General features: G+C 31.8%; 25 protein-coding genes and 2 pseudogenes. 15 read left to right on the top strand and 12 right to left on the bottom strand.

Annotated features, from left to right (window positions below):
• Nucleotide 1 precedes the first annotated feature (1 nt).
• The 8 genes and pseudogenes from BK054_RS10575 to BK054_RS10545 all read right to left on the bottom strand — a co-directional run bounded on the left by BK054_RS10575 (nucleotide 2) and on the right by BK054_RS10545 (nucleotide 6,467).
• Nucleotides 2-1,276, bottom strand: coding sequence for a T9SS type A sorting domain-containing protein (locus tag BK054_RS10575; RefSeq protein ID WP_006263102.1), 1,275 nt, complete (start codon nucleotides 1,274-1,276; stop codon nucleotides 2-4).
• Between the two features lie 5 nt (nucleotides 1,277-1,281).
• Entirely contained in the window at nucleotides 1,282-2,508 is a 1,227-nt protein-coding gene (locus tag BK054_RS10570; RefSeq protein ID WP_071307251.1) for a hypothetical protein, read from the bottom strand.
• Nucleotides 2,509-2,747: 239 nt separating this feature from the next.
• Nucleotides 2,748-3,131 (bottom strand): annotated as a pseudogene (locus tag BK054_RS18610) (IS66 family transposase).
• A 124-nt stretch (nucleotides 3,132-3,255) separates the two neighbouring features.
• The gene (locus BK054_RS18845) at nucleotides 3,256-3,375 is read right to left on the bottom strand and encodes a group II intron maturase-specific domain-containing protein (RefSeq protein WP_083387845.1); all 120 of its coding nucleotides are present in this window, start codon (nucleotides 3,373-3,375) and stop codon (nucleotides 3,256-3,258) included.
• Nucleotides 3,376-3,595: 220 nt separating this feature from the next.
• The gene (tnpC, locus tag BK054_RS10560; protein WP_071307250.1) at nucleotides 3,596-5,170 is read right to left on the bottom strand and encodes an IS66 family transposase; all 1,575 of its coding nucleotides are present in this window, start codon (nucleotides 5,168-5,170) and stop codon (nucleotides 3,596-3,598) included.
• Nucleotides 5,171-5,219: 49 nt separating this feature from the next.
• Nucleotides 5,220-5,558, bottom strand: coding sequence for an IS66 family insertion sequence element accessory protein TnpB (tnpB, locus tag BK054_RS10555; protein WP_071307249.1), 339 nt, complete (start codon nucleotides 5,556-5,558; stop codon nucleotides 5,220-5,222).
• Nucleotides 5,558-5,845 carry an IS66 family insertion sequence element accessory protein TnpA gene (gene tnpA, locus BK054_RS10550; RefSeq protein WP_006258245.1) on the bottom strand — a complete coding sequence of 96 codons (288 nt, stop codon included), beginning with the start codon at nucleotides 5,843-5,845 and terminating at the stop codon, nucleotides 5,558-5,560. The genes tnpB and tnpA overlap by 1 nt, the downstream gene beginning before the upstream one ends.
• 40 nt (nucleotides 5,846-5,885) lie before the next feature.
• Complete coding sequence (locus BK054_RS10545) at nucleotides 5,886-6,467, bottom strand: carboxypeptidase-like regulatory domain-containing protein (RefSeq protein WP_071307248.1); 582 nt, start codon at nucleotides 6,465-6,467, stop codon at nucleotides 5,886-5,888.
• A 212-nt stretch (nucleotides 6,468-6,679) separates the two neighbouring features.
• Here BK054_RS10545 and BK054_RS10540 point away from each other — a divergent pair, with 212 nt between their 5' ends.
• The 8 genes from BK054_RS10540 (at nucleotide 6,680) to BK054_RS10505 (ending at nucleotide 13,656) form a co-directional block, all read left to right on the top strand.
• A complete protein-coding gene (locus BK054_RS10540) occupies nucleotides 6,680-8,101 on the top strand; it encodes a DUF3526 domain-containing protein (protein ID WP_039329025.1) in 1,422 nt (473 codons plus the stop codon).
• 1 nt (nucleotide 8,102) lies between these two features.
• Entirely contained in the window at nucleotides 8,103-9,446 is a 1,344-nt protein-coding gene (locus BK054_RS10535) for a DUF3526 domain-containing protein (RefSeq protein WP_071307247.1), read from the top strand.
• Nucleotides 9,440-10,135 (top strand): ABC transporter ATP-binding protein, encoded by a 696-nt coding sequence (locus BK054_RS10530; protein WP_071307246.1) that lies wholly within the window; start codon nucleotides 9,440-9,442, stop codon nucleotides 10,133-10,135. Before BK054_RS10535 ends, BK054_RS10530 begins: the two co-directional genes overlap by 7 nt.
• A gap of 102 nt (nucleotides 10,136-10,237) precedes the next feature.
• Nucleotides 10,238-11,173, top strand: coding sequence for an alpha/beta fold hydrolase (locus tag BK054_RS10525; RefSeq protein WP_039329019.1), 936 nt, complete (start codon nucleotides 10,238-10,240; stop codon nucleotides 11,171-11,173).
• Nucleotides 11,174-11,244: 71 nt separating this feature from the next.
• The gene (locus BK054_RS10520; protein ID WP_071307245.1) at nucleotides 11,245-11,811 is read left to right on the top strand and encodes a Crp/Fnr family transcriptional regulator; all 567 of its coding nucleotides are present in this window, start codon (nucleotides 11,245-11,247) and stop codon (nucleotides 11,809-11,811) included.
• 89 nt (nucleotides 11,812-11,900) lie between these two features.
• On the top strand, nucleotides 11,901-12,290 hold the full coding sequence (locus BK054_RS10515) for a RidA family protein (RefSeq protein ID WP_039329016.1): 390 nt from the start codon (nucleotides 11,901-11,903) through the stop codon (nucleotides 12,288-12,290).
• Between the two features lie 143 nt (nucleotides 12,291-12,433).
• The gene (locus BK054_RS10510) at nucleotides 12,434-12,808 is read left to right on the top strand and encodes a helix-turn-helix domain-containing protein (protein WP_071307244.1); all 375 of its coding nucleotides are present in this window, start codon (nucleotides 12,434-12,436) and stop codon (nucleotides 12,806-12,808) included.
• Between the two features lie 92 nt (nucleotides 12,809-12,900).
• Nucleotides 12,901-13,656: an SDR family oxidoreductase gene (locus tag BK054_RS10505; protein WP_039329014.1), complete on the top strand. Its 756-nt coding sequence runs from the start codon at nucleotides 12,901-12,903 to the stop codon at nucleotides 13,654-13,656.
• A 100-nt stretch (nucleotides 13,657-13,756) separates the two neighbouring features.
• Here the strand turns inward: BK054_RS10505 and BK054_RS10500 are convergent, their stop codons facing one another.
• Complete coding sequence (locus BK054_RS10500; protein ID WP_039329013.1) at nucleotides 13,757-14,614, bottom strand: LysR family transcriptional regulator; 858 nt, start codon at nucleotides 14,612-14,614, stop codon at nucleotides 13,757-13,759.
• Between the two features lie 91 nt (nucleotides 14,615-14,705).
• Between BK054_RS10500 and BK054_RS10495 the strand changes: the two genes are divergently transcribed.
• The 4 genes from BK054_RS10495 to BK054_RS10480 all read left to right on the top strand — a co-directional run bounded on the left by BK054_RS10495 (nucleotide 14,706) and on the right by BK054_RS10480 (nucleotide 18,258).
• The gene (locus tag BK054_RS10495) at nucleotides 14,706-15,683 is read left to right on the top strand and encodes an alpha/beta fold hydrolase (protein WP_198032301.1); all 978 of its coding nucleotides are present in this window, start codon (nucleotides 14,706-14,708) and stop codon (nucleotides 15,681-15,683) included.
• 25 nt (nucleotides 15,684-15,708) lie between these two features.
• The gene (locus tag BK054_RS10490; protein WP_071307243.1) at nucleotides 15,709-16,686 is read left to right on the top strand and encodes a zinc-dependent alcohol dehydrogenase family protein; all 978 of its coding nucleotides are present in this window, start codon (nucleotides 15,709-15,711) and stop codon (nucleotides 16,684-16,686) included.
• Nucleotides 16,687-16,819: 133 nt separating this feature from the next.
• Entirely contained in the window at nucleotides 16,820-17,173 is a 354-nt protein-coding gene (locus tag BK054_RS18805) for a hypothetical protein (RefSeq protein WP_317042548.1), read from the top strand.
• Between the two features lie 284 nt (nucleotides 17,174-17,457).
• The gene (locus BK054_RS10480; RefSeq protein ID WP_071307242.1) at nucleotides 17,458-18,258 is read left to right on the top strand and encodes an SDR family oxidoreductase; all 801 of its coding nucleotides are present in this window, start codon (nucleotides 17,458-17,460) and stop codon (nucleotides 18,256-18,258) included.
• A 58-nt stretch (nucleotides 18,259-18,316) separates the two neighbouring features.
• On the opposite strand, the gene BK054_RS10475 is transcribed toward BK054_RS10480, so the two are convergent.
• Nucleotides 18,317-19,225, bottom strand: a complete 909-nt coding sequence (locus BK054_RS10475) for an NAD(P)/FAD-dependent oxidoreductase (RefSeq protein ID WP_071307241.1) — start codon at nucleotides 19,223-19,225, stop codon at nucleotides 18,317-18,319.
• 86 nt (nucleotides 19,226-19,311) lie between these two features.
• On the opposite strand from BK054_RS10475, the gene BK054_RS10470 reads away from it, so the two are divergent.
• Nucleotides 19,312-19,692 (top strand): Fur family transcriptional regulator, encoded by a 381-nt coding sequence (locus BK054_RS10470; protein WP_071307240.1) that lies wholly within the window; start codon nucleotides 19,312-19,314, stop codon nucleotides 19,690-19,692.
• A gap of 4 nt (nucleotides 19,693-19,696) precedes the next feature.
• Here the strand turns inward: BK054_RS10470 and BK054_RS10465 are convergent, their stop codons facing one another.
• Nucleotides 19,697-20,047, bottom strand: a complete 351-nt coding sequence (locus BK054_RS10465; RefSeq protein ID WP_071307239.1) for a winged helix-turn-helix transcriptional regulator — start codon at nucleotides 20,045-20,047, stop codon at nucleotides 19,697-19,699.
• Nucleotides 20,048-20,132: 85 nt separating this feature from the next.
• Here BK054_RS10465 and BK054_RS18605 point away from each other — a divergent pair, with 85 nt between their 5' ends.
• A complete protein-coding gene (locus BK054_RS18605; protein WP_232234262.1) occupies nucleotides 20,133-20,270 on the top strand; it encodes a hypothetical protein in 138 nt (45 codons plus the stop codon).
• Between the two features lie 60 nt (nucleotides 20,271-20,330).
• On the top strand, nucleotides 20,331-20,648 hold the full coding sequence (locus BK054_RS18600; RefSeq protein WP_317042575.1) for a dihydrofolate reductase family protein: 318 nt from the start codon (nucleotides 20,331-20,333) through the stop codon (nucleotides 20,646-20,648).
• Nucleotides 20,649-20,664: 16 nt separating this feature from the next.
• Here the strand turns inward: BK054_RS18600 and BK054_RS10455 are convergent.
• A pseudogene (locus BK054_RS10455) lies at nucleotides 20,665-20,961 on the bottom strand (helix-turn-helix transcriptional regulator); the annotation flags it as partial.
• Nucleotides 20,962-21,030 lie beyond the last annotated feature (69 nt).

Here is a 21,030-nt window from a genome sequence, read left to right as displayed (position 1 = left end):
ATTATCTCTTTAATATATTTACATTAAATGAAGTATTCGAAATCAGTTTAAACTTTACAATATAAATTCCTGTAGGATAATTTGATATATCATAACTTACACTAGTGTCCTTTTTTGTGATTATTGATGATTTAACTAAAGCTCCTGTCATACTAAACACTTCCACTTCAGCTATCTTACCTTGTATTTCCTTTTCAAAAACTACATTAAATACTCCATCTGTAGGATTAGGATACACTATAACATGTTTCTTAATTTCCTCTATTGATAAATTATCTAAAGTCATTTGGTCATGTAATTGAGTATTTTTCATCGCCATAGCACTTACTTTATTAGCTACATTACATGGTTTGGTTCCTATCATATTACCAGAGGAATCATATACAAAACATATTTGTTCTTTATTAAAAGTTCCCTTTGGTGTTTGCTGTACTTTAGAAATTGAGATCTTTGTGATATAATTAACTAATTCTTGAACATGCATCCCCCAATCAATATTTGCAATATTAATCCTAAAACCATTGGCTAAAGGTGTGTCTAAAATAGAGCGTATCTTTGGTAAATAACCAGAAGTAAACGGAGTCGCTTTTATCTCACTATATTTTTTATCAGCAACCAATTGAAGTGAGTTATGAGCATAGAAATTTCTATCACCTAAAACTTTATAATTCGTATCTTGATAAGCGTTACTCCATGGACTTCTTTGGGAAGTTGTTGGTTTAAACAACCAAGAAACCTGATCTACTTTTATTAAGTTTTTAGAACGATAACCAAATTTAGGATCTTTAAAATCTAAATCTAAAAACTTACTTGAGTAAAGAGTTAATACTTCACCTGTATTATTAAGTATAATAGCATCTTGATAAATTATTTTAGACTCTTTCCCTTTAGTTGTAGGGAAAAAAATAGGAAAATAATTACCTATATCAGGTTTATTTTTCAAATCTCTATAAGCTAAGACTAAAAAATCTCCAGACTTAATAACTATATTTTTAGGAAATTCAAAAGCCCCCTCATCATCCATTAAAACCCAACCATCCATTGATATATCACTTGTTGTGTAATTATACAATTCAATAAACTCTCCTAAATGATGTGCTTTTTGTTTATATTTAATTGTTTTTTTTCCATTTTCTGTAACTCTTATAAGATCGAATTCTTCATCGAAAGGAGTATCGTAATAAACCTCTGTAATAGCTATTTGACCAAAAGTCTTATTAATAGTAAAAAGAAGAATTACAAAAGTTATGATAGAAAGAAAAGTAATTTTTCTCATGACTATTATGAATTTAAAAGTTTATCTCTTAATTGTAGTATACTCTTATCCTGTTCTGTATCTGATATTCTAAACTCAGAGAGTGCTTCAATAAGACTTAATAATTGATTATCATTATCTTGCTCTAGTAAATCTGATTTCAAAACAAGATTTAATGTCATAATCGAATAATGTCTCATTTTTTTATTCTCAAAATAATAGACACATTCACGTATGAATCTATCTACTTTATAAGCTTTACTTATTCCAACTAGCTCACCACCTACCTCCAACAACTTTTGTTCAGGTGATTGATTAGAAAGAACACTTAATCTAATTTCTCTGAATTTAATTTCATATTTCTCCCTATTTAGTCTACCAGAATCCTTTAATTTTTCTATTAGGTCAGCAATCTCTGAATAATTCTTTTTATTGTTTACTTCAACTCGCTTAAGTAACACATCTATTAATGAAAGTTTTGCCCAAAAAGAATTTTGATGCTTTTGATTTTCTCTTTCAATTGTTTCTAATAAATCAAACCTCTTATTTTTTTTAAGAGTTATTCGAACCAATTTAAGCCCATCAATATCTTTAGGATTTCTTGTATAGTATTGAACAGCTTGCTCTACTGAATCTTTAAACTTTTTCTCCTTTTGTAGAGTTCTAATGTATCTTTTCTCTGTAATTAATTGATCCTTTTTTCTATCTAGATTAGACATTCTTTTTTTTATTTTAGATAGTTGCTTCCTAAGCTGAGTACTATCTAATGCTGCTATCTCCTGTCTTCTTTGAATCCTTAAGTCTTTTGTTCTTTGTTTGATTTGCTTGTTAACCCTACAATCACTAGAAAAAAAGCCTAAAGAACTAAGTTCTTCTAACTTGTCTAATTGAATGCTTATTTGATTATTATCTTGATCTAGTTCTTTTGCAGATTCTAAAAACATTTTTATAGATTTCAACAAATCTTTGGGATTATTATATGGCGTAGGAAGGTCTTTTAAAACACTTTTATTTCCAGATAAAACTCTATAGTATTCTTTTGCTAATCTCTCTTTTAATAGAGCATGATTAGTTAATTTTTCAGCTCCTTGACGATACATTTCAATAACCTTACGATTATCTTGCCCTTCTTGTAAAATAAGCTTTCGCTTACCATTATATGCCCTTATTTCAGATGGAGTGTCCTCTAAAATTTGATCATATATCGTATAAACATTAGAAACACCGCTATGTATCCGACTAAGCAAGTGCATCTTGTGAGATATGAAAATTATTGTACAGAATCTTTGATTAACGTTTTGTAATTATGAGGATATAGGTCAGTAATCTTCTTGTGAATTATAGATTGAGTATTCTCAAGTATATATTTTAGCCACTGATACGGGTTAACATCATGCTTGTTGCTGTAGCAAAAAAATATAAATCATAGCATTTATGTGTGCATCATCATGTGATCCTGCGAAAAGGTGATTTTTACGCCCAAGAGCTATTGTCAAATCGCATTTTCAACAAGGTTGTTGTTTTCTATCTGTACGTTTTCATCGTATAAATACGTACTTAGATTATCCCATCTTGTTTGTGAGTAAGAAAGAGTTATGCCTATTTGACTTTTAGGAAGAATAAGTTTCATCTGAACGAACATATATTTCTCAAGTTCAGTAATAACAGATAAGTTCTGTTTTAGACGAAGTTCTTTAATTTGCTGTGATGTTAAGTTTTGCTCTTAAGTCTTTTTTTCAATAGCGTATAGTTTCTGTCTTTCTACAAGTACATGCTGAACTTTTCTTTTATCATTATCTAAAGCTCTTTCAAATTCACGACGTGCATGCGCCCAATAGCCAAGATGAGTTACATCTGACGGGGATACTTCTAACAAAACATAGAGTGTCTGTCACGGTTGCTCCATGCTCCTTGATAATACTTCTGAAAACCCAATAACATTGTTCAATATAATGGAAATATTTAGATTTTCCATATCTTTTTCCTTTGTTTGGGGGTCTTCAAACAAACCATTTCCATAGCGCTCTCCAAATTTCTTTATCTACTTCGCTAAATATTTCTGACAAAACTACATGCCTATGATAATAAGCCCAACCTCTTCTTTTAAGAGAGTATATCATTCCACATTTATCCTTTGTTGATTATAGCCCCCCCTTACTATATCAGGTGATGATGTCCTTTGCTTTATGATACTTCCTTTACTGCTAAATATTTAGCAGTAAAACTATATGTTAGAAACCATTGTAAGGTCTTAATTTTACGACAATTTCCAATTTTTCTCATCTAGCGATACGCAGTTGTAGCGTATGCACCCGAGCAAGTACATCTTGTGAGATCTAATTATTCTTCTACATTATCCAGGATAATTTTCTTGTAATTATGAGGATATAAGTCAGCGATATTCTTGTGGTTGATGGATTGAATATTTTCAAGAACATACTTTAGCCATTTATATGGATTAATGTCATGCTTTTTGCAGTTAGCAAAAAACGTATAGGCCATAGCTGCTCTTTGTGCTGCATCATGAGAACCGGCAAAGAGATAGTTTTTACGACCAATTGCTACAGGTCTGATTACATTTTCAACAAGATTATTGTCTATCTGCAAGTTTCCATTGTGTAAGTAATCACTTAGATTACTCCATCTTTTTTGAGAGTACACAAAAGCTTTACCTATTCTACTTTGAGGTAAGGTAAGATTCATCTGAGCAATCATATATTTACCAAGCTTGTTGATGATTGGTAAACTTTCATCTAGACGAAGTTCTTTGATTTGGTCAGGAGCTAAGTCTTGTTCTTTAGCTTTTCTCTCTATAGCATATAACTTCTGTATTTCTACTAGTACATGCTGGGCCCTTTTTCTATCGTTATCTAAAGCTTTTTCAAATTCACGTCGAGCATGTGCCCAACAAGCAAGATGTGTAACATCTGACTTATTTCCATAGGCTTGGTAGCCGCTAAATCCATCAGTTTGCAGATATCCTTTGAAGTTTTTTAATATAGGCAGTGCAGCACTACCGCTACGAGTAGGACTGTAATTAAACATTACAAGCTTGGATATAGGTGCGTGATACACCCAATAGTAGCCAAGATGAGTTTTGTCTTTCTTTTTCTCATCTAAGACTTTGATGGTGGTTTCATCAACTTGGAGATAACCTTCGTTTTTGATGTCCATCACCAGCTTTTGGTATAGTGGCTTTAAAGCATCCATGCTTTGAGCCGCCCAACCATCTATTGTAGAAGAAGCTATATCGATGTTTTCTCTGGAAAAGCGTTGCTTTTGTCTATAAAGAGGAAGGTGGTCAACATATTTATCTACAAGTATTGTGGATAATAATCCCTCTGAAGGGATTCCTTTATCTATAATTCGCTCAGGAAGCTCACCAATACTAATTTGAGTGTTGTCTTTACCTTTAGTAGCGTATTTATATCGGATGTAACGCTTGATTTTAAAGTAACCTGGAACATAATCTAACACATCTGTAGTTTCTTTACCAATGCAAATCATATCAGATAAATCTCCCTCAGGATGTATTTCTATTTCTTCTACGGGTAAATGATCTGGTAGTTTAGCTCGTCCTGGATGTTTCTTTTTCTCACGAGAGTAGGTAATCTCTTGTTTGATTACTTCTTCTTGTTCCTCTAAGACTGCTTGTTCAACATCTAAAGGTAATTGAGTTTGATTGGGATCCTCAAAACGTTCTCGGCTTTGACCGAACTTCATGCGCTCAAGTAGCTTTACACGATATTCCAGTTCTGTATTTTTTTCTTCTAGTTTAGAGGTCTTTTCTTCTAAGCTAGTAGTTTTCTTCTCTAACTTAGTATTTACTTTTTCTTGTTTGGAAATAGTCTTTTGGGCTTTGGTTAAAAGTGCCAAAAGTTCTTGTTTCGATAAGTTTTCTAAGTCTATTTCCATGAAGTAAATATACGTCAAAAGCCTTATTTATACAAGGATTAAGGCTGTTTTATCTCATGGAAAACCGCCTTTTTTGACTACTTTTTATCACTTGTATTCCTTCAATCATAAGTACCAAATCACTCCAACTGATTTGAGTCCGATTATGAATAGGAAAAGCAAAAGTACCTTGTTCTAATCGCTTGTGATATAACACAAAACCACCTGTTTCCCAGTGTAAGAGTTTCATCTGATTACATCGACGATTGATAAAGACGTAGACACTTCCATTATGAGCGACTTGATTAAGCTCGTTTTGAACAAGACCACATAGACTATCGAAACTCTTGCGCATATCACAAGCTGATTTATACAAGTAGAATTGATGGCTACTACTCAGACTAAACATTACACAAGGTTTACTAATGAATAGAGTTCACCCAAGTCTTTCGTTTCTAAACGTAACTTCACTCCATTAGGATACACGATTTCGTATTCTTTACTGTCGGTTTTAGATGTTTCACCTATTGCTATAAAGTTACTTGAGCCTTCTTGCTCTGTTTCACTCTTAAACTTTACTACCCAATAACTAAATGTCGCCAGCTTAATTCCAACACTTTCACAATACTTTGATTGTGTTAATCCACTTGCTTGCCAATCCTCTACATGAGAGTACATAATTTCTTGTTTGCTCATCTCTTTATTATTTAAAGCAAACTTACTTCCTTACATTATATTATGAAACATGCACTTGCTCGGGCGGATACGTTGTACTACCGATATTTCTTATCGATATACTTCTATTGCTTTTTAAGTTTGGATTTGAAGTGATCCCTCCTGGAAGTAAACTCATCGCATCATTTAAGCTTAATGATTGCAGATGATCTAAACTTGCTCTGTTTATCTTAGTAGAGTGATCTTGCTTTTGAATATTTGAAACAACATGAATTTCCTCTAAGCGAAAATTATCATCTTTTAGTACCCACTCAAATTCAATATCACTAGTAACATCAATCAATGTATCTAAACTTACCTTTCCAACATAAGAGATCATAACTTGATGTTTTCCCTTAGGTAATTCTAAAGAAAATTCTCCCTTGTTATTTGAAAAAGTTTCAACACGACTAGGTAACGTATATACATAAGCTTGAGCTAAAGCTTCTTTTTGATTTTTACCTTCTTGCAATACTCTGGCCTTGAGTTTATAGGTCTTAGTATTTTGAGCATAAATAGAATTTGTATATGAAATACCTGTCAGTATTATTAAAAAACTAAACTGCTTAAATTTCATTTTGTTTATATAGCTAATTAATTTCATTTGCACGATTGATTTTAGATCGGGACAAAACTATATCTGAATAAAAAATCTACACTGACGAGATGCGAAATAATAAAGACGAGACGAGTAATACTTGCGATTATGGTGATTATAATTCTAATTCTATCAATTAGTTTTGTCTGTATAAGCTTTATAAAAACAATCGTAAAGAGCTTATCAATAAAAATGAAAATTCATAAACTACTTTTTTAATGACTGAACTAATCACTAAAAAAACCTTTAGAGATATTATACGCAAAAAACAAAATCTCTTTATTCTCTTAGGAGTTTGGCTAATATCTATCCTAAGTTGTTTTATCAATTACACTCAATTTACTACCCATGCTACCTCTGTTGAAGCTCATCGTGTTGAAGTAAGGGAAAAATGGGAAAATAGACCTGATAAACACCCCCATAGAATGGCACATTACGGCTACCTTGTTTTTAGGCTTGCTCATCCAATGAGTATATTGGACAAAGGGTTAGACGACTATCTAGGAAATATAATATTCTTAGAAGCTCATAAGCAAAATACGGCAAACATTTCAGAAGCTAATAGCTCAGGGGTTCTTGTACGGTTTGGCGTATTTACCCCTGCTTTTATCTTACAAGTCTTGCTCCCTCTTATTATTTTCTTTGTTGGTTTTAATCTAATTACCAAAGAAAAAGAGGACAATACGTTAAAATTGTTAAGTATTCAAGGAGCCTCAAAAAAGGCTATTATTTTCGGTAAAGTAAAGGGATTGTGGCATTACGCTCTTCTACTTTCTATACCTATATTTCCAATACTAATTGGACTGATAAGCTACAGTTATTTAAGTACTTTTTCTGATATTCTGTTTCGAAGTTTACTGATTCTGTTTTCTTATGCTTTATTTTACTTTTTGCTAAGTTCAATTGTTGTAGGAATCTCAACACTAAGTAAAAACTCATCCATAGCATTGATTAACCTAATTACCATCTGGCTTTTGATGTCAATTATTCTACCTAAAGCAGTACAATATACCGCTCAAATTAGTTATCCAATTGAATCAAGGATTGCCTTTGAATCCAAACTTGAAAAAGAGATTCTAAAAGTTGGTGATAGTCACAATCCCAATGACCCTTACTTTTCTCACATCAAAGACTCTTTATTAAATCATTACAATGTTGACAATGTAAATAAACTTCCCTTTAACTATGGAGGTTTTATAATGAAACAAGGCGAAAAAATCAGTACGGGTATTTACAATGCAAAAATGAAAGAACTAGAAGATACTTTTGAAAAGCAATACCAAATCACCCAATACTCTAGTTATTTTAATCCAATGACAGCCATTAAAAGCTTTTCAACCACAGTTTGTGCAACAGATTATTATGCTTATAAGATGTTTCAAAACCAAGCAGAAGAATACCGCTACAAACTAGCTCAATATATGAATGACTTACAAATAGAACACATCAGTAATGACAAATCTAAAAACGAAATTATTAGTCAAGAAAACTGGAAGAACCTTCCTGACTTTAAATATCAATATACAGGACTATTAACTAGTTTACAAACTCAATTAACCACTTGTTTTTCCCTAGTCTTTTGGTTTGCAATAAGTCTTTTAATCATACTCCTAAGTATCAAAAAACTCAAATTCAATTAAGATGAATAAGTACTTATATAAACAATTTTTTCAAAATAAAGTGTATGTTTTTTCACTAATACTACTATTTTTTCTTGGAATATTATCCATACACACTGGAGTTACATTCCTTGAAAAAAACAATCAATTAATGCAAGATGCTACTGAATATCAAGAGCAAAGCATTCAAAAAAACACAGCGCACGAAACACATATTGGATCTACTCTTTACTATATAAAATTCCATTTATTTAACGAACCTAGTAAATTAACAGCACTTAATATTGGTATGAGAGATTTTACACCAAGTGTAAAAGGAATAACTATCCGAAATTTAGAAGAGCAGAAATACAATACCGATTTCTATAACCCTACAAGCGCACTAGCTGGAAATTTCGATTTTAGCTTTGTACTTATCTTCCTTTTTCCACTTATTATAATTGCTATTAATTTCAATATTCTATCACAAGAAAAGGAAAGTGGTACATTGAAACTATTGTCTTTACAAAGTGGAAATATAAAAAGAATAATAGATACTAAGCTAATAATAAGATTCCTATCTATTAGTTCTCTCTATTTTCTATTGCTACTAATTGCTAAATTTTGGATTCAAATTCCATTTGACAAAGCTTTTAACTTACTTATTTTACTTGGCTTTTTATACATTATATTTTGGTTTGCATTATGCCGTTTTATAGTAGCTAACAATAAGAGTACTTCGTACAATGCGCTTGCTCTAATTCTTATTTGGATAGCAATGAACTTTATTGTTCCGATGGTGAGCTTTGTTCTAATTCAAAAAATGTATCCTATCAAAGAAGCATTACAAACTGTTATAGAACAAAGAGATGGTTATCACAATAAATGGGACGAACCTCAAAAAAACACAATAGATAAATTTCATAATATATATCCTCAATTTAAAACTAATGATACCATTTTTAATAATGATTTCAATTGGAAATGGTATTATGCAATGCAACATCTAGCGGATGTAGAATCAATGAAATCTTCTATTGCTTATCAGAGCAAAATAAAGGCAAGAAATAATGCTGCTAAACTAATAGGTTATTTTATTCCAAGTATACACGCCCTAACACTTTCAAGTGAACTAGCCTTATCTGATCAAAACAATATACTTGCTTATGAAAACAAACTAAAGGATTTCCATCGCCAGAAACGTTTACATTTTTATCCCTTAATTTTCTCTAATCAAAACAGTACTGTAGAGAATTGGAACAATCACAAACTAGAAAAATTCAAAGCACAATCAAACGTTTCAATTATCCAGCTAGTATTGCCCCTACTTCTTATCATTACTATTTTACTGATTATCTCACATAAAAAACTAAAAAAATTATGTTAAAAGCAACCAACCTACATAAAAAATATGACAATGACACAGCATTACATAGCTTGAATATAGAACTCAAAAAAGGTGAAGTCTATGCTTTACTTGGTCAAAATGGAGCAGGAAAAAGCACAACTATTAATATATTTTTAGGTTTTATAAAACCAACATCTGGAGAAGCTTTTATAAATGGGATATCTGTTATAGAGAATCCGCAATTAATAAAAAAAGACATTGCTTATATACCCGAAACAGTTATGTTATACCCCGAACTAACTGGAATTGAGAATTTAGATTTCTTTAGTAAAATTGCTGGTTTTTCTTACTCTCAGAAAGAACTCATCGATTTTTTAATACTAACGGGACTACAAGAATCTGCACATCATAGAAAACTTAAAGGATACTCAAAAGGAATGAGACAGAAGGTAGGAATTGCCATTGCAGTTGCTAAAAACGCCAAAGTGCTGTTTTTAGATGAACCAACAAGCGGACTTGATCCAATTGCTACAAATGAATTTAATGAACTTATCTGTAAACTTGGCCGTGAAGGAAAAACCATTTTTATGGCCACCCATGATATTTTCAATGCTACTAAAGTCTCTACAAAAATAGGTATCATGAAGCAAGGAAAACTGATACAACAATTAGATTCTAAAGATTTTACACCTGATGAATTACAGGAATTATACATAAAAACTATATAAATTAGTTAGGTAAAAAAACGGATTATAATAAGTTATAATTCGTTTTTTTTATCTTTATTTATTTTACTTAAATTTAGTCTTAATAAATCATAATATAAAGTCATGAGATATTCTTCTTATAAAAACATTGGAGTTCTACTCTTTTTTCTAATTCAACTATTTTCATTTGAATTATTCGCTCAAACAAGTACAGAATATTTTGCAATTGAAAATACTCCACTATACCAAATTAAAACTAGTGATGTCAACTTAGCGATACGCTATAAAAAAGGCCAAGGTATCCCTATAGTTTTTATACACGGATCATGGGATGATCATAATTCTTGGTTACCTGTGGCCGAAGAGATAAACAAAACAGCTTCTAACCCTATAATTTTATATGATAGAAGAGGACATAGTGCTTCTTCTGCTGATAAAGAGCAAGGTACAATATCAATAGATGTTCAAGATGCTTTATCCTTACTTGATGCTCTAGAGATTAAAAAAGCTCACTTTATTGGACACTCTTATGGAGCAAATATAACTATTGAATTAGCCAACAATCATCCTGATAGAGTTGAGAGTATTGTCCTATATGAACCACCAATTTTTGGAATATTAAAAGGAAGGTCTGAGTATAAAGACATGCTTTCAGAAATACAGACCGAAATGCAAAAAAGTAAAAATTTACTTGAACAAGGACACATTGAACAGGGAACCTTTAATTTTATTGAAAAAGTAGCCTTTGGAAAAGGTAGTTGGTATTCTGTTTTTGATCAAAGAGCCAGAAATACCATGACAGCTAGTTATGCTACTTGGCTTGATCAAGCAAATGACCCTGAGCGTTTAAATATTAAACCCGGGAACCTTAATCAATTTAAAGGTAAAATCACTTTAATTACAGGAAGTGATTCCATTTTAGTGTATCCAGCTGTTGCAAAAACAATAAAACAGAAAGTTAATTCAATAGAGCTACAGACTATTCAAGGTGCAGGTCATGGAGGACCTATTTCTCATCCCAAACAAACTGCTGATTTAATTAGTAAACATTTAGAATAACTATAGTGATATACTTATGTATCTTTACTTTGTAACTTTAAAAAAATCACTCTCAAACTGAAGCAAATTATATGACCAACCTTCTTAAAACACAAATAGAACAAGTAGTACTAGTAACAGACGGTGATTTTGACTTTATCTTGTCTTGTTTTATTTTTAAAAAATATAAGAAACATCAGTTTTTAATTCAAGAAGGAGAGCCTGTGCCCTATTTATTCTTTATAGATAAAGGTCTATTAAAGCTTGTTTATACTGATGATAATGCCAAAGAGCATATCATTGACTTTGCAATGGAAGGTTGGTGGGAAACAGATCTAAAAGCATTCTACAGCCAATCTCTAGCAAGCATGAGTTTAGAATGTATTGAAGATACGCAAGTCTATGCTTTGGATTTAGAAGGTTATAATAAACTAAGAAAAGAACTTCCTGTGATAAATGAATTCTTTTTAGATAAAACGCACAAAGGTTTTATTGCTGCGCAACAGCGTATTTTATCCATGATGAAAAACAATACTACAGAGCGGTTCTTTGAACTTCAAGAACGCTTTCCTGGTATTATGCAACGTGTTCCAAAATCTCTTTTAGCAGCCTATCTTGGAGTTTCAAGAGAAACACTAAGTCGATTGGATCTAAAGTGATTTAGCTCACTTTAAATTTGTGATATACATCAACATCTTCTTCTAAGGTTTAATAGCAAATTTGCTCTGTAACTAAATAAGAATACAAGATGATAAAAACAACTATTAATCCTTGGCAATGGCAATTCGAGCGTAATTACGCTCAAGCAATAGAAGTAAAAAATGCTCAAAGTACACTTTACTGTTCTGGTCAGGTAGCTATTGATCAAAATGGAATCTCAAGTAACGCTGATATGAAAACGCAGCTTTTACTTTGTATTGAAAACTTAGAAAAGGTAATTAAAACAGCTAATTACTCCCTTGAGGGTATTGTTAGATTAAATATCTATACAACTTCTACCTCTGAACTAATGCAGCATTTTCCCATTTTACAAGAGTGGCTTGTTAAACACAAAATTCAGCAAGCAACAACAGTACTTGAGGTAAAAGGACTCTTTGAAAGTCTAACTGTAGAACTCGAGGCTACAGTTGTAAAATAGGTTTTATAAACAGATGCTATGACTTTATAGCATCTGTTTTTTTATAGTGTTAAATCTAGTTGATACATATCAATAAAGATGTTTATTTTATCATGACCAATTAAAAAACATAGTAACTTTATATTTTATAAGTTTAATAACACATGACTAAAATTAATACCGAAATTTCTAAACGAGGAGATGAAATCAAACAGATCTATTTTGATTATTTAGATAAACATATTAATGAAGTTGTTGCAGGTATTGCTTTCAGTTTTAAAGAAATCAATCAAATTGCAGATGATTTAGCTATATCACATACACATTTAACCGATACCATACAAAAAGAAACAGGCAATCATCCTTGTCATTTTTATGATTTAAAGATTATTGATAAAGCCAAAGAGATGATTGTAAATACAGACTATTCCATCGCAGAAATTGCTCGAATTCTAACCTATGACCCTTCTAATTTTTCAAAATTTTTCAAAAAGTTTACAGGATTAACACCAGGAAACTATAGAAAAGAAAATACATAAAAATACAATTCCCGAAAAGTTCACCATGTTATTGTTTTTAATTCATATCATATTTACAGAATCAATTGTAAAACATTTAAAATCAAACAACAATGACAAATAATAATCTAAAAGGAAAAGTAGTATTAATCACAGGTGGAGCTAAAAATCTTGGTGGTTTACTAAGTAGAAATTTCGCATCAAAAGGTGCTAAAATAGCGATTCATTACAATAGTGATAGCAGTAAAATAGAAGCCGAAAAGACACTTTCGGATATTCATAAGCTTGGAGGTGAAGCTTTTTTATTCCAAGCTGATTTAACTAAAGTAGAAAACATAGCTACTTTTTTTCAAGAAACTAAAAATCGTTTCGGAGGTATTGATATTGCAATAAATACAGTTGGGATGGTACTTAAAAAATCATTTTTAGAAACAACGGAAAAAGAATACGATAGCATGTTTGATATCAATTCCAAAGTAGCCTACTTTTTCATACAAGAAGCTGGAAAGCATTTAAATGACAATGGTAAAATCTGTTCAATAGTTACCTCTCTACTAGCCGCTTATACAGGCTTGTACTCTACTTATGCTGGAGCCAAAGCACCTGTTGAGCATTTTACTAGAATGGCTTCAAAAGAATTTGGATCAAGAGGAATTTCTGTAACAGGTGTAGCTCCTGGTCCTATGGACACTCCATTTTTTTATGGTCAAGAAACAGAAGATGCTGTTGCTTATCACAAATCGGCATCTGCTTTAGGTGGATTAACCAAAATAGAAGACATTGCTCCTCTTGTTGAATTTTTAGTTACTGATGGTTGGTGGATCACAGGGCAAACCATTTTTGCCAATGGAGGATATACAACTAGATAATGAATAATTTAAAAGGTGTTTAAGATTTGTTTTAAACACCTTTTAAAAATGTGATTATCACATCCTTGTTTTTATACTATTATCTTAGTTATATCAAACTTTACAAATACATATCAATAAAACTTTGAAGCGCTTTTGAAGGAGCTTTGTCTTTTCTATAGACAAGTAAAGTGGTCATCGTTCCTAATTGCTTACTAAGAGGATAGGTGCATATTTTTCTGTTTTGATAGTACTGTGATATAATCTCTTCAGGTAGCAGACTTATACCTAGTCCTGCTTCTACAAAGTTTATAATCCCCTCTATAGAGTTAAGCTCAATGCTCTTATAATTATGTACTCCTTTGTGAGTAAACCACGACTCTAAACGCTCTCTGAAAATACAACCATTGTCAAATACGATACTCTTTAATGGCTCTTGTGTAACTAGTTTGTTTAAACTTGGCTGTTTTGATGAAGCTAAAATAACAAGCTGTTCTTCTTTAATCTTTATTTGCTTTAACCCATTTGTATTAAGGGGAGCAGAAACAAAAGCAGCGTCGAGCTTATAGTTTAAAACATCAGAAATAAGTACATCTCTGTCTTCTGATTTAAACTCTAATTCAATATTGGGATACTTCTGTGCAAAAGAAAGTAATATCTCAGGAGCTTTTAATGCCATTGTGGTTTCCATACACCCAATAGCTAAATGTCCTGTTACAATATCACTGCTTTTTATTTCATTTTTAGCCTCTTGAACTAAATGCTGAATTTGCTTGGCATAATGCATTAATATCTTTCCTTCTTCTGTTAGATCAACCTTGCGAGATGTTCTTAAAAAGAGTTTGGTGTCAAACTCCTCTTCTAAGCTTTTAATTCTAGCTGTAACATTAGATTGAACAGTAAACATTAGATCAGCAGCTTTGGTAAAGCTACCACTCTGGGCTACTGCCTCAAATATTTTTAAATCGTTTGTATTCATTTTAAAATCACTTTTTATGATTTATTAAATAATAATTAATCGTTTTCAGCAATCAAATATCCGATATATTTTTGACAAACAAAATAACAAGATGAAAAAATCAATAACAAAACTACTAGTTGCTACGCTATTAACCTTTAGTCTGACTAGTATTTCAAATGCTTATGCACAATCAAATTTAATTTCAAAGAATCAAATCATGAAAAACCATTCAATTCACTATCGCTTTATTAAAGTTGATGGATTAAATATCTTTTATAGAGAAGCAGGAGACCCAAACAAACCTACCCTTCTACTCTTACATGGATATCCTACATCTTCCCATATGTTTAGAAATTTAATTCCTATTCTAAGTAAACAGTATCACATTATAGCACCTGACTTACCTGGTTTTGGATTTTCTGATGCTCCAGATCACAAGACGTTTAACTACACTTTTGATCACTTAGCTCAAGTCATGCAATCTTTTATTGAGCAAGTACAACTAAAACAATTTGCTCTATATGTATTTGACTACGGAGCTCCTGTTGGGTTTAGATTAGCTGTAAATAATCCAGAGAAAATAACTGCACTTATCTCTCAAAATGGAAATGCTTACAAGGAAGGGCTAAGTACAGAATGGGATCCAATACAACGTTATTGGCAAGACTCTTCAGATGCAAACCGAAAAGCACTACATGGTTTTGTTGCCAAAGAAGCTATTTGGTTTCAGTACCACCAAGGAGTTAAAGATCCTTCTTTAATTGCCCCTGAAGCCTACACTTTGGATCAAAAGTTCTTAGATAGACTTGGGAATATAGAAATTCAATTAGACCTTGTTAAAGACTATAAAACAAACGTAGCCCTTTATCCTAAGTTCCAAGAGTACTTTAGAACCTATCAACCAAAGACTTTACTTGTTTGGGGAGATAAGGATCCTTATTTCTTACCTGAAGGAGCTAAAGCTTACAAAAAGGACTTACCAAATGCTACTTTAAAATTCTATGACACAGGTCACTTTGCTTTAGAGACTCATGTAGATGAAATTGCAGCAGAAATACTTGAGTTTTTAAATACACTATCAAATTAATTTATAATCACAAAAACAATACACAATGAAAGCAGCCATATTAGAAGAATTTGGACCAGTTAATAACTTTATAATAAAAGAAGTACCTATTGCAAAACCTAAATTTAAAGAAGTACTCGTAAAAGTACTTGCAACATCAATTAATCCATTAGATTATCAGATCCGTCGTGGAGATTATAAAAATGAGTTATCTCTACCTGTTATCACAGGTCATGATGTCTCAGGGGTAATTGTAGAACTTGGACAAGGAGTTGAAAATTTTAAAGTTGGAGATAAAGTATATTACTCACCTGAGATTTTTAATGGACCTGGAAGCTATGCACAATATCACTGTGCATCTGAATCTATTATTGCCTTAAAACCTAAAAACATTAGTCATTTAGAGGCTGCTACCCTTCCTTTAGCCGCTGGTACAGCTTGGGAAATGTTAGTAACAAGAGCCCAACTTAAAATCAATCAGACCATTTTAATTCATGGAGGTGCTGGTGGAGTTGGAATACCAACTATTCAAATAGCTAAAGCTATGGGAGCTACTGTCTTTACAACAGCTAGAGATGTACATCATGACTTTCTAATTAAACTAGGAGCTGATTATGTGATTGACTATACCAAGGAAAATTATATTGATCGTATCAATGAACTAACGAACAATCAAGGAGTAGATGTAATTATTGATACCATTGGAGGAACAACACTTACTGATAGTGGAAAAGTTCTAAGTCAACTTGGCCAAGTAGTTACACTTGTTGATATCACCCAGCCTCAAAACCTTATTGAAGCTTGGGGTAAAAATGCGACCTATCACTTTGTCTTTACAAGACAAAATAGAAATAAATTAGATGAACTTACTAAACTTGTAGAACAAGGAAAACTAAAACCAATTGTAACTAAAGTATTCTCTTTAGAAGATATGGACAAAGCACATGATCTACTTGAAACAAGATCCGCAGATAAAAATTTTTATGGTAAGATTGCCATAGATGTTAAGCATCAAATTCTTTAATCCCCATAAAAGCAACTACTCTGTTCAAACAGTAGATCCCTCCTTCACTCCAATAATCATTATTTATAGTTTATTGGAGTGATTTTTTATATAGCATACAAATCATCTAGCAAGAAATAGTAACTTTACTTTAATGGAAGAATTCATCAACTTTTTAAGTCAATTTGGAGATTTTAGTGAATCTCAATTAAGCCTTATTTCTAGTAAGGCTTTGGAAGTTCAATTAGAGAAAGAGGATCATTTTATTGAATCTGGTAAAATTTTAAAACAGGTTGGTTTTGTTTTAGAAGGTATCTTTAGAATTTACTATTACAATGATCATGGAAAAGAGATCACTAAAATCTTCTTAGAAGAAAATCATTTAATTTCAAACTTAAAAGAAAACATCTCTACTGAATACATACAAGCAGTGACCTGTTGTAAACTTATTGTATTTTCAAATTGTGATTGGAAAGAAATTCTTTTAGAAATTCCCGAGTTAGAGTAAATCGTTCAAGAAATAAATAGACAAGCACTTTTGGTAAAACTTCAGCGAGTAAGTCCATTAATTGCTCAAGATGCTACTACTAGATATTTAGAGTTTTTACAGAAGTATCCAACTCTTGTTAATCGAATACCTCTATCTTACATTGCTTCATACCTTGGTATTACACAACAATCTTTAAGTAGAATTCGAAAAAACATATAGCTTTTCTTCTTTTTACCATATGGTAAATCCGTTGTTTTTTTATCTCTTAATCTTTGTAGAGTAATTTAAAAACAACTTAAAAAATGACACAAACTATTTTTATAACAGGTGCTTCCTCTGGTTTAGGAAAACAAACAGCAAAACTATTTGCAAGTAAAGGTTGGAGAGTTGTTGCCTCTATGCGTCAACCTGAAAAAGAGACAGAGCTAAATCAACTATCCAATGTTCATCTTTTAAAGTTAGACCTTACCAACCCTTCTCAAATTTTGGAAGCAGCTAAAAAAGCGGAGGAAATAGCCCCAATAGATGTGCTACTTAACAACGCTGCTTATGGATTAATAGGGCCTTTTGAAGCAATAACAGATGATCAATTATCTCAACAAATTAATACTAATTTCCTTGGTACTCTACTAGTAACAAAAGCCTTTTTACCCTATTTCAGATCTCGTAAACAAGGAACTATCTTAACTGTTACCTCTTCAACAGCCAATATTCCCTATCCTTTTGTTTCTGTCTACGCAGCTACAAAATCAGCTTTGCAAAACTGGACAGAAGCAATGAGTTATGAATTAAGTCAATTTGGTATTAAAATTAAAACAATACTTCCAGCCTATATGCAAACTAGTTTTGGAAGCAATGCTCAAATCGCTTCGCACCCTGATTATGATACTATATTTAATCAGTACTTAACAATAATGAAGCAAGATACAAGTGCTAAGCGTGATCTACCAGTGGATATTGCTACTATAATATATCAGACAGTAATACAAGATAAAGATCAGCTTCATTATACAGCAGGAGATTTATCCACTAAAGAATATCAGTGGCTTAAAGAAGAAGGAATTGAAAAAGTAATGGATACTATGCAAAAACGATTCTTTTAAACGATTGTTTTCTTGTATAAAGATAAAACCGCAACAGCTACGTTGCGGTTTTTATGTCTTAGAATAGTTCTTCTGTAAGCTCTTTAACCACCATTGCCCCTGCCATAGAGCCACTAGCTACAGCAGCTGATACAGATCTAAACATGCTGGTATTATCACCACAGGCATATACCCCATCGATACTTGTTTTTTGAAAAGCATCAACCTTGATATAACCAGTTTCTGTTAGTTCACAACCTAAGTCTTTTGGAATTGGACAATGCTGCTTAAAAGCTACAGCCGCATACATCGCTTGAACATCTAATTTAGAGTCATCTTTAAATACTACTGATTCAAGATAGCCTTTTTCGTGCTTAACTGCTGTAATTGGAGTCTCAATAATTGTAATGTGATTTTTAGCTAACTTCTCTCGCTGTTCTATAGTAAAATCAGCTGAAGCGTTAGTTAACACAGTAATATCCTTTGTTAAATTACCAACTAAAGATGCCATATGAACAGCCTTATCAGAATTTGCTAAAATAGCCGTTTTCTTATCCTTAAATTCATACCCATGACAAAAAGGACAGTGAATCACTGATATTCCCCAACAGGCTTCTATTTCTTTAATATCAGGCATAATATCTTTTATACCTGTGGCAAAAATTAATTTCTTACTGCTAAATGTATTATTTAAATCTGTGGTGATTTCAAAACCGTTTAAGGTCTTTTTACCTGATACTGCTAATCCTTGGTAGAAAGATACAGTTTGATAGGCTAAAACCTGTTCTTTTGCTTTATTAGCTATTGCAAGAGGCGTTTGTCCGTCTTGGGTAATAAAGTTATGAGAATGGGGTGTTTGTCTATTACAAGGCAAACCGCTATCAATAATTAAAACGGATTTTAATAAACGTCCCAATGCCATAGCAGCAGAAAGTCCTGAATAACTTCCTCCTACAATAATTACGTCATATTGATTTTTATAAGTCATAGTCTAGTTTTTATTTAATGCAACTAAGTTGCAATAATAATGATTAAATTTGTAATTGCAACAATGTTGCATTATTATTTAACATCATGAAACAAACTAGAAATACACAAGCTAAAACTGAAATAGTAAAACTAATTGAAAACTCAGAAGTAGCCTTATCTCATGCAGAGATACTTGCTACTTTAAATGGAGTCTGTGATAGAGTAACGATCTACAGAGTACTTGATCGTTTAATTGAAGAAGGGATTATTCATAAAATAGCCACAGTAGAAGGTACAATCAAATATGCTATTTGCCATAATTGTTCCTTAGAAAAACACAATCATAATCACATTCACTTTACTTGTGAACGCTGTCAAACTACCACTTGTATGATTGATATAGAACCTTTGTTTACCTTGCCAAAAAACTATAAAATGAGAGCTGTCAATTTTACAGTATCTGGTATTTGTCCGGAGTGTAGTTAAGATTCTATTTACCTTTAATTAAGTTTCTATGCTTTATACCAAACTCAATTAAAGATTCTAAAACAGGATAACTCTCAAGAGCATGTTCTGTTAAGCGATAAGATACGGTAATTGGTTTAGTGGAATTAACTGTTCTAGTAATTAATAAATTATCTTCCAATTCCTGCAGTTCTTTAGACAATACCTTAGGAGAAATTCCCTTAGCGTGTTCTTGCAAATCCTTAAACCGCATTACTTCATTTGTATGAATATTATGAAGAATGCAAAATTTCCACTTTCCACTTAGTAATTCAATAGCATCTCTTAGTGCTAAAATTGTTTCTTTGGGTACTTTATCGTTGTTTGTTACTGCCATTATAATCTTTACTATCCTTGAGGTAAGTCATAGCAAATATAAAATAACCGTGTTTTAGATTTGTAGTTATTTTAAAAACTATAACATGAAAATATCTTTAATTGCCAACATCTCAATCAATGGTAAAGTATTAGTATCAGATAATCCTTTATACCAACTACCTAAAGAAGCCTTTACTTTCTATCTTGACTTAGCACATCAAATTGGAAATTTAGTCATCTGATATAACACCTTTCAAAACTTTCAAAATTCTCCTCAAGAGGTTAAAGATCTTTTTAAAGGGATAGAGATTATTGTATTATCTACAAATCAAAACCACGTTGTCAAAGGGTATACTTTTATTAGTAGCCCTGAAGAGGCAATAGCTTATATGACTACAAAAGGAATTACTGAGCTAGCTATAGGTGGTGGAACTGGTACCTTCAACGCCTTTATAGATAAAGAACTAGTAACAGATCTTTATCTTAATATCAATCCCTTATTTATTGGAGGCAGTAACATTTTAGGTATACAAAATAACTTAAGTACCAAATTTGATATTGTAACGCATAAGGAGCACAATGGATCTATTGAATTGTATTTAACTAAAAGTAAGAACTAAAAAGTAAGTTTAATCTTTTGACAAGAAAAGCATCTTTATTTTTAAGCACTAATTGCTCTGCAATGATTAAAGCATTAGCCTGTGCCTCTGTAAACATTACTGGAGGAATTCTATAGCCTTCCATAAGAGAATACCCTTTACCTTCTTCTGCAATAATTGGAACACCAGATTCCTCCAAAGCTCTCATATCTCTATAAATAGTACGAACACTTACATTAAACTTCTCAGCGAGATAAGTAGCTGTTAAAAGTCGTTGCGTTTGCAGTTGAGTTAAAATTGCTGTTAAGCGTGAAACTCTTTTAATATCATTCATTTTATAAAGCTTTGGTGGGATGGTAAAAGTAGTAATTGTTTCTGTTACTAAGTATTTTGATTATTACCT

This window comes from Myroides sp. ZB35 (genome assembly GCF_001865835.1).
Lineage (GTDB): Bacteria > Bacteroidota > Bacteroidia > Flavobacteriales > Flavobacteriaceae > Flavobacterium > Flavobacterium odoratimimum.
The sequence above is the reverse complement of the archived record's forward strand: the minus strand, read 5'-3'. Positions and strand labels throughout refer to the sequence as shown.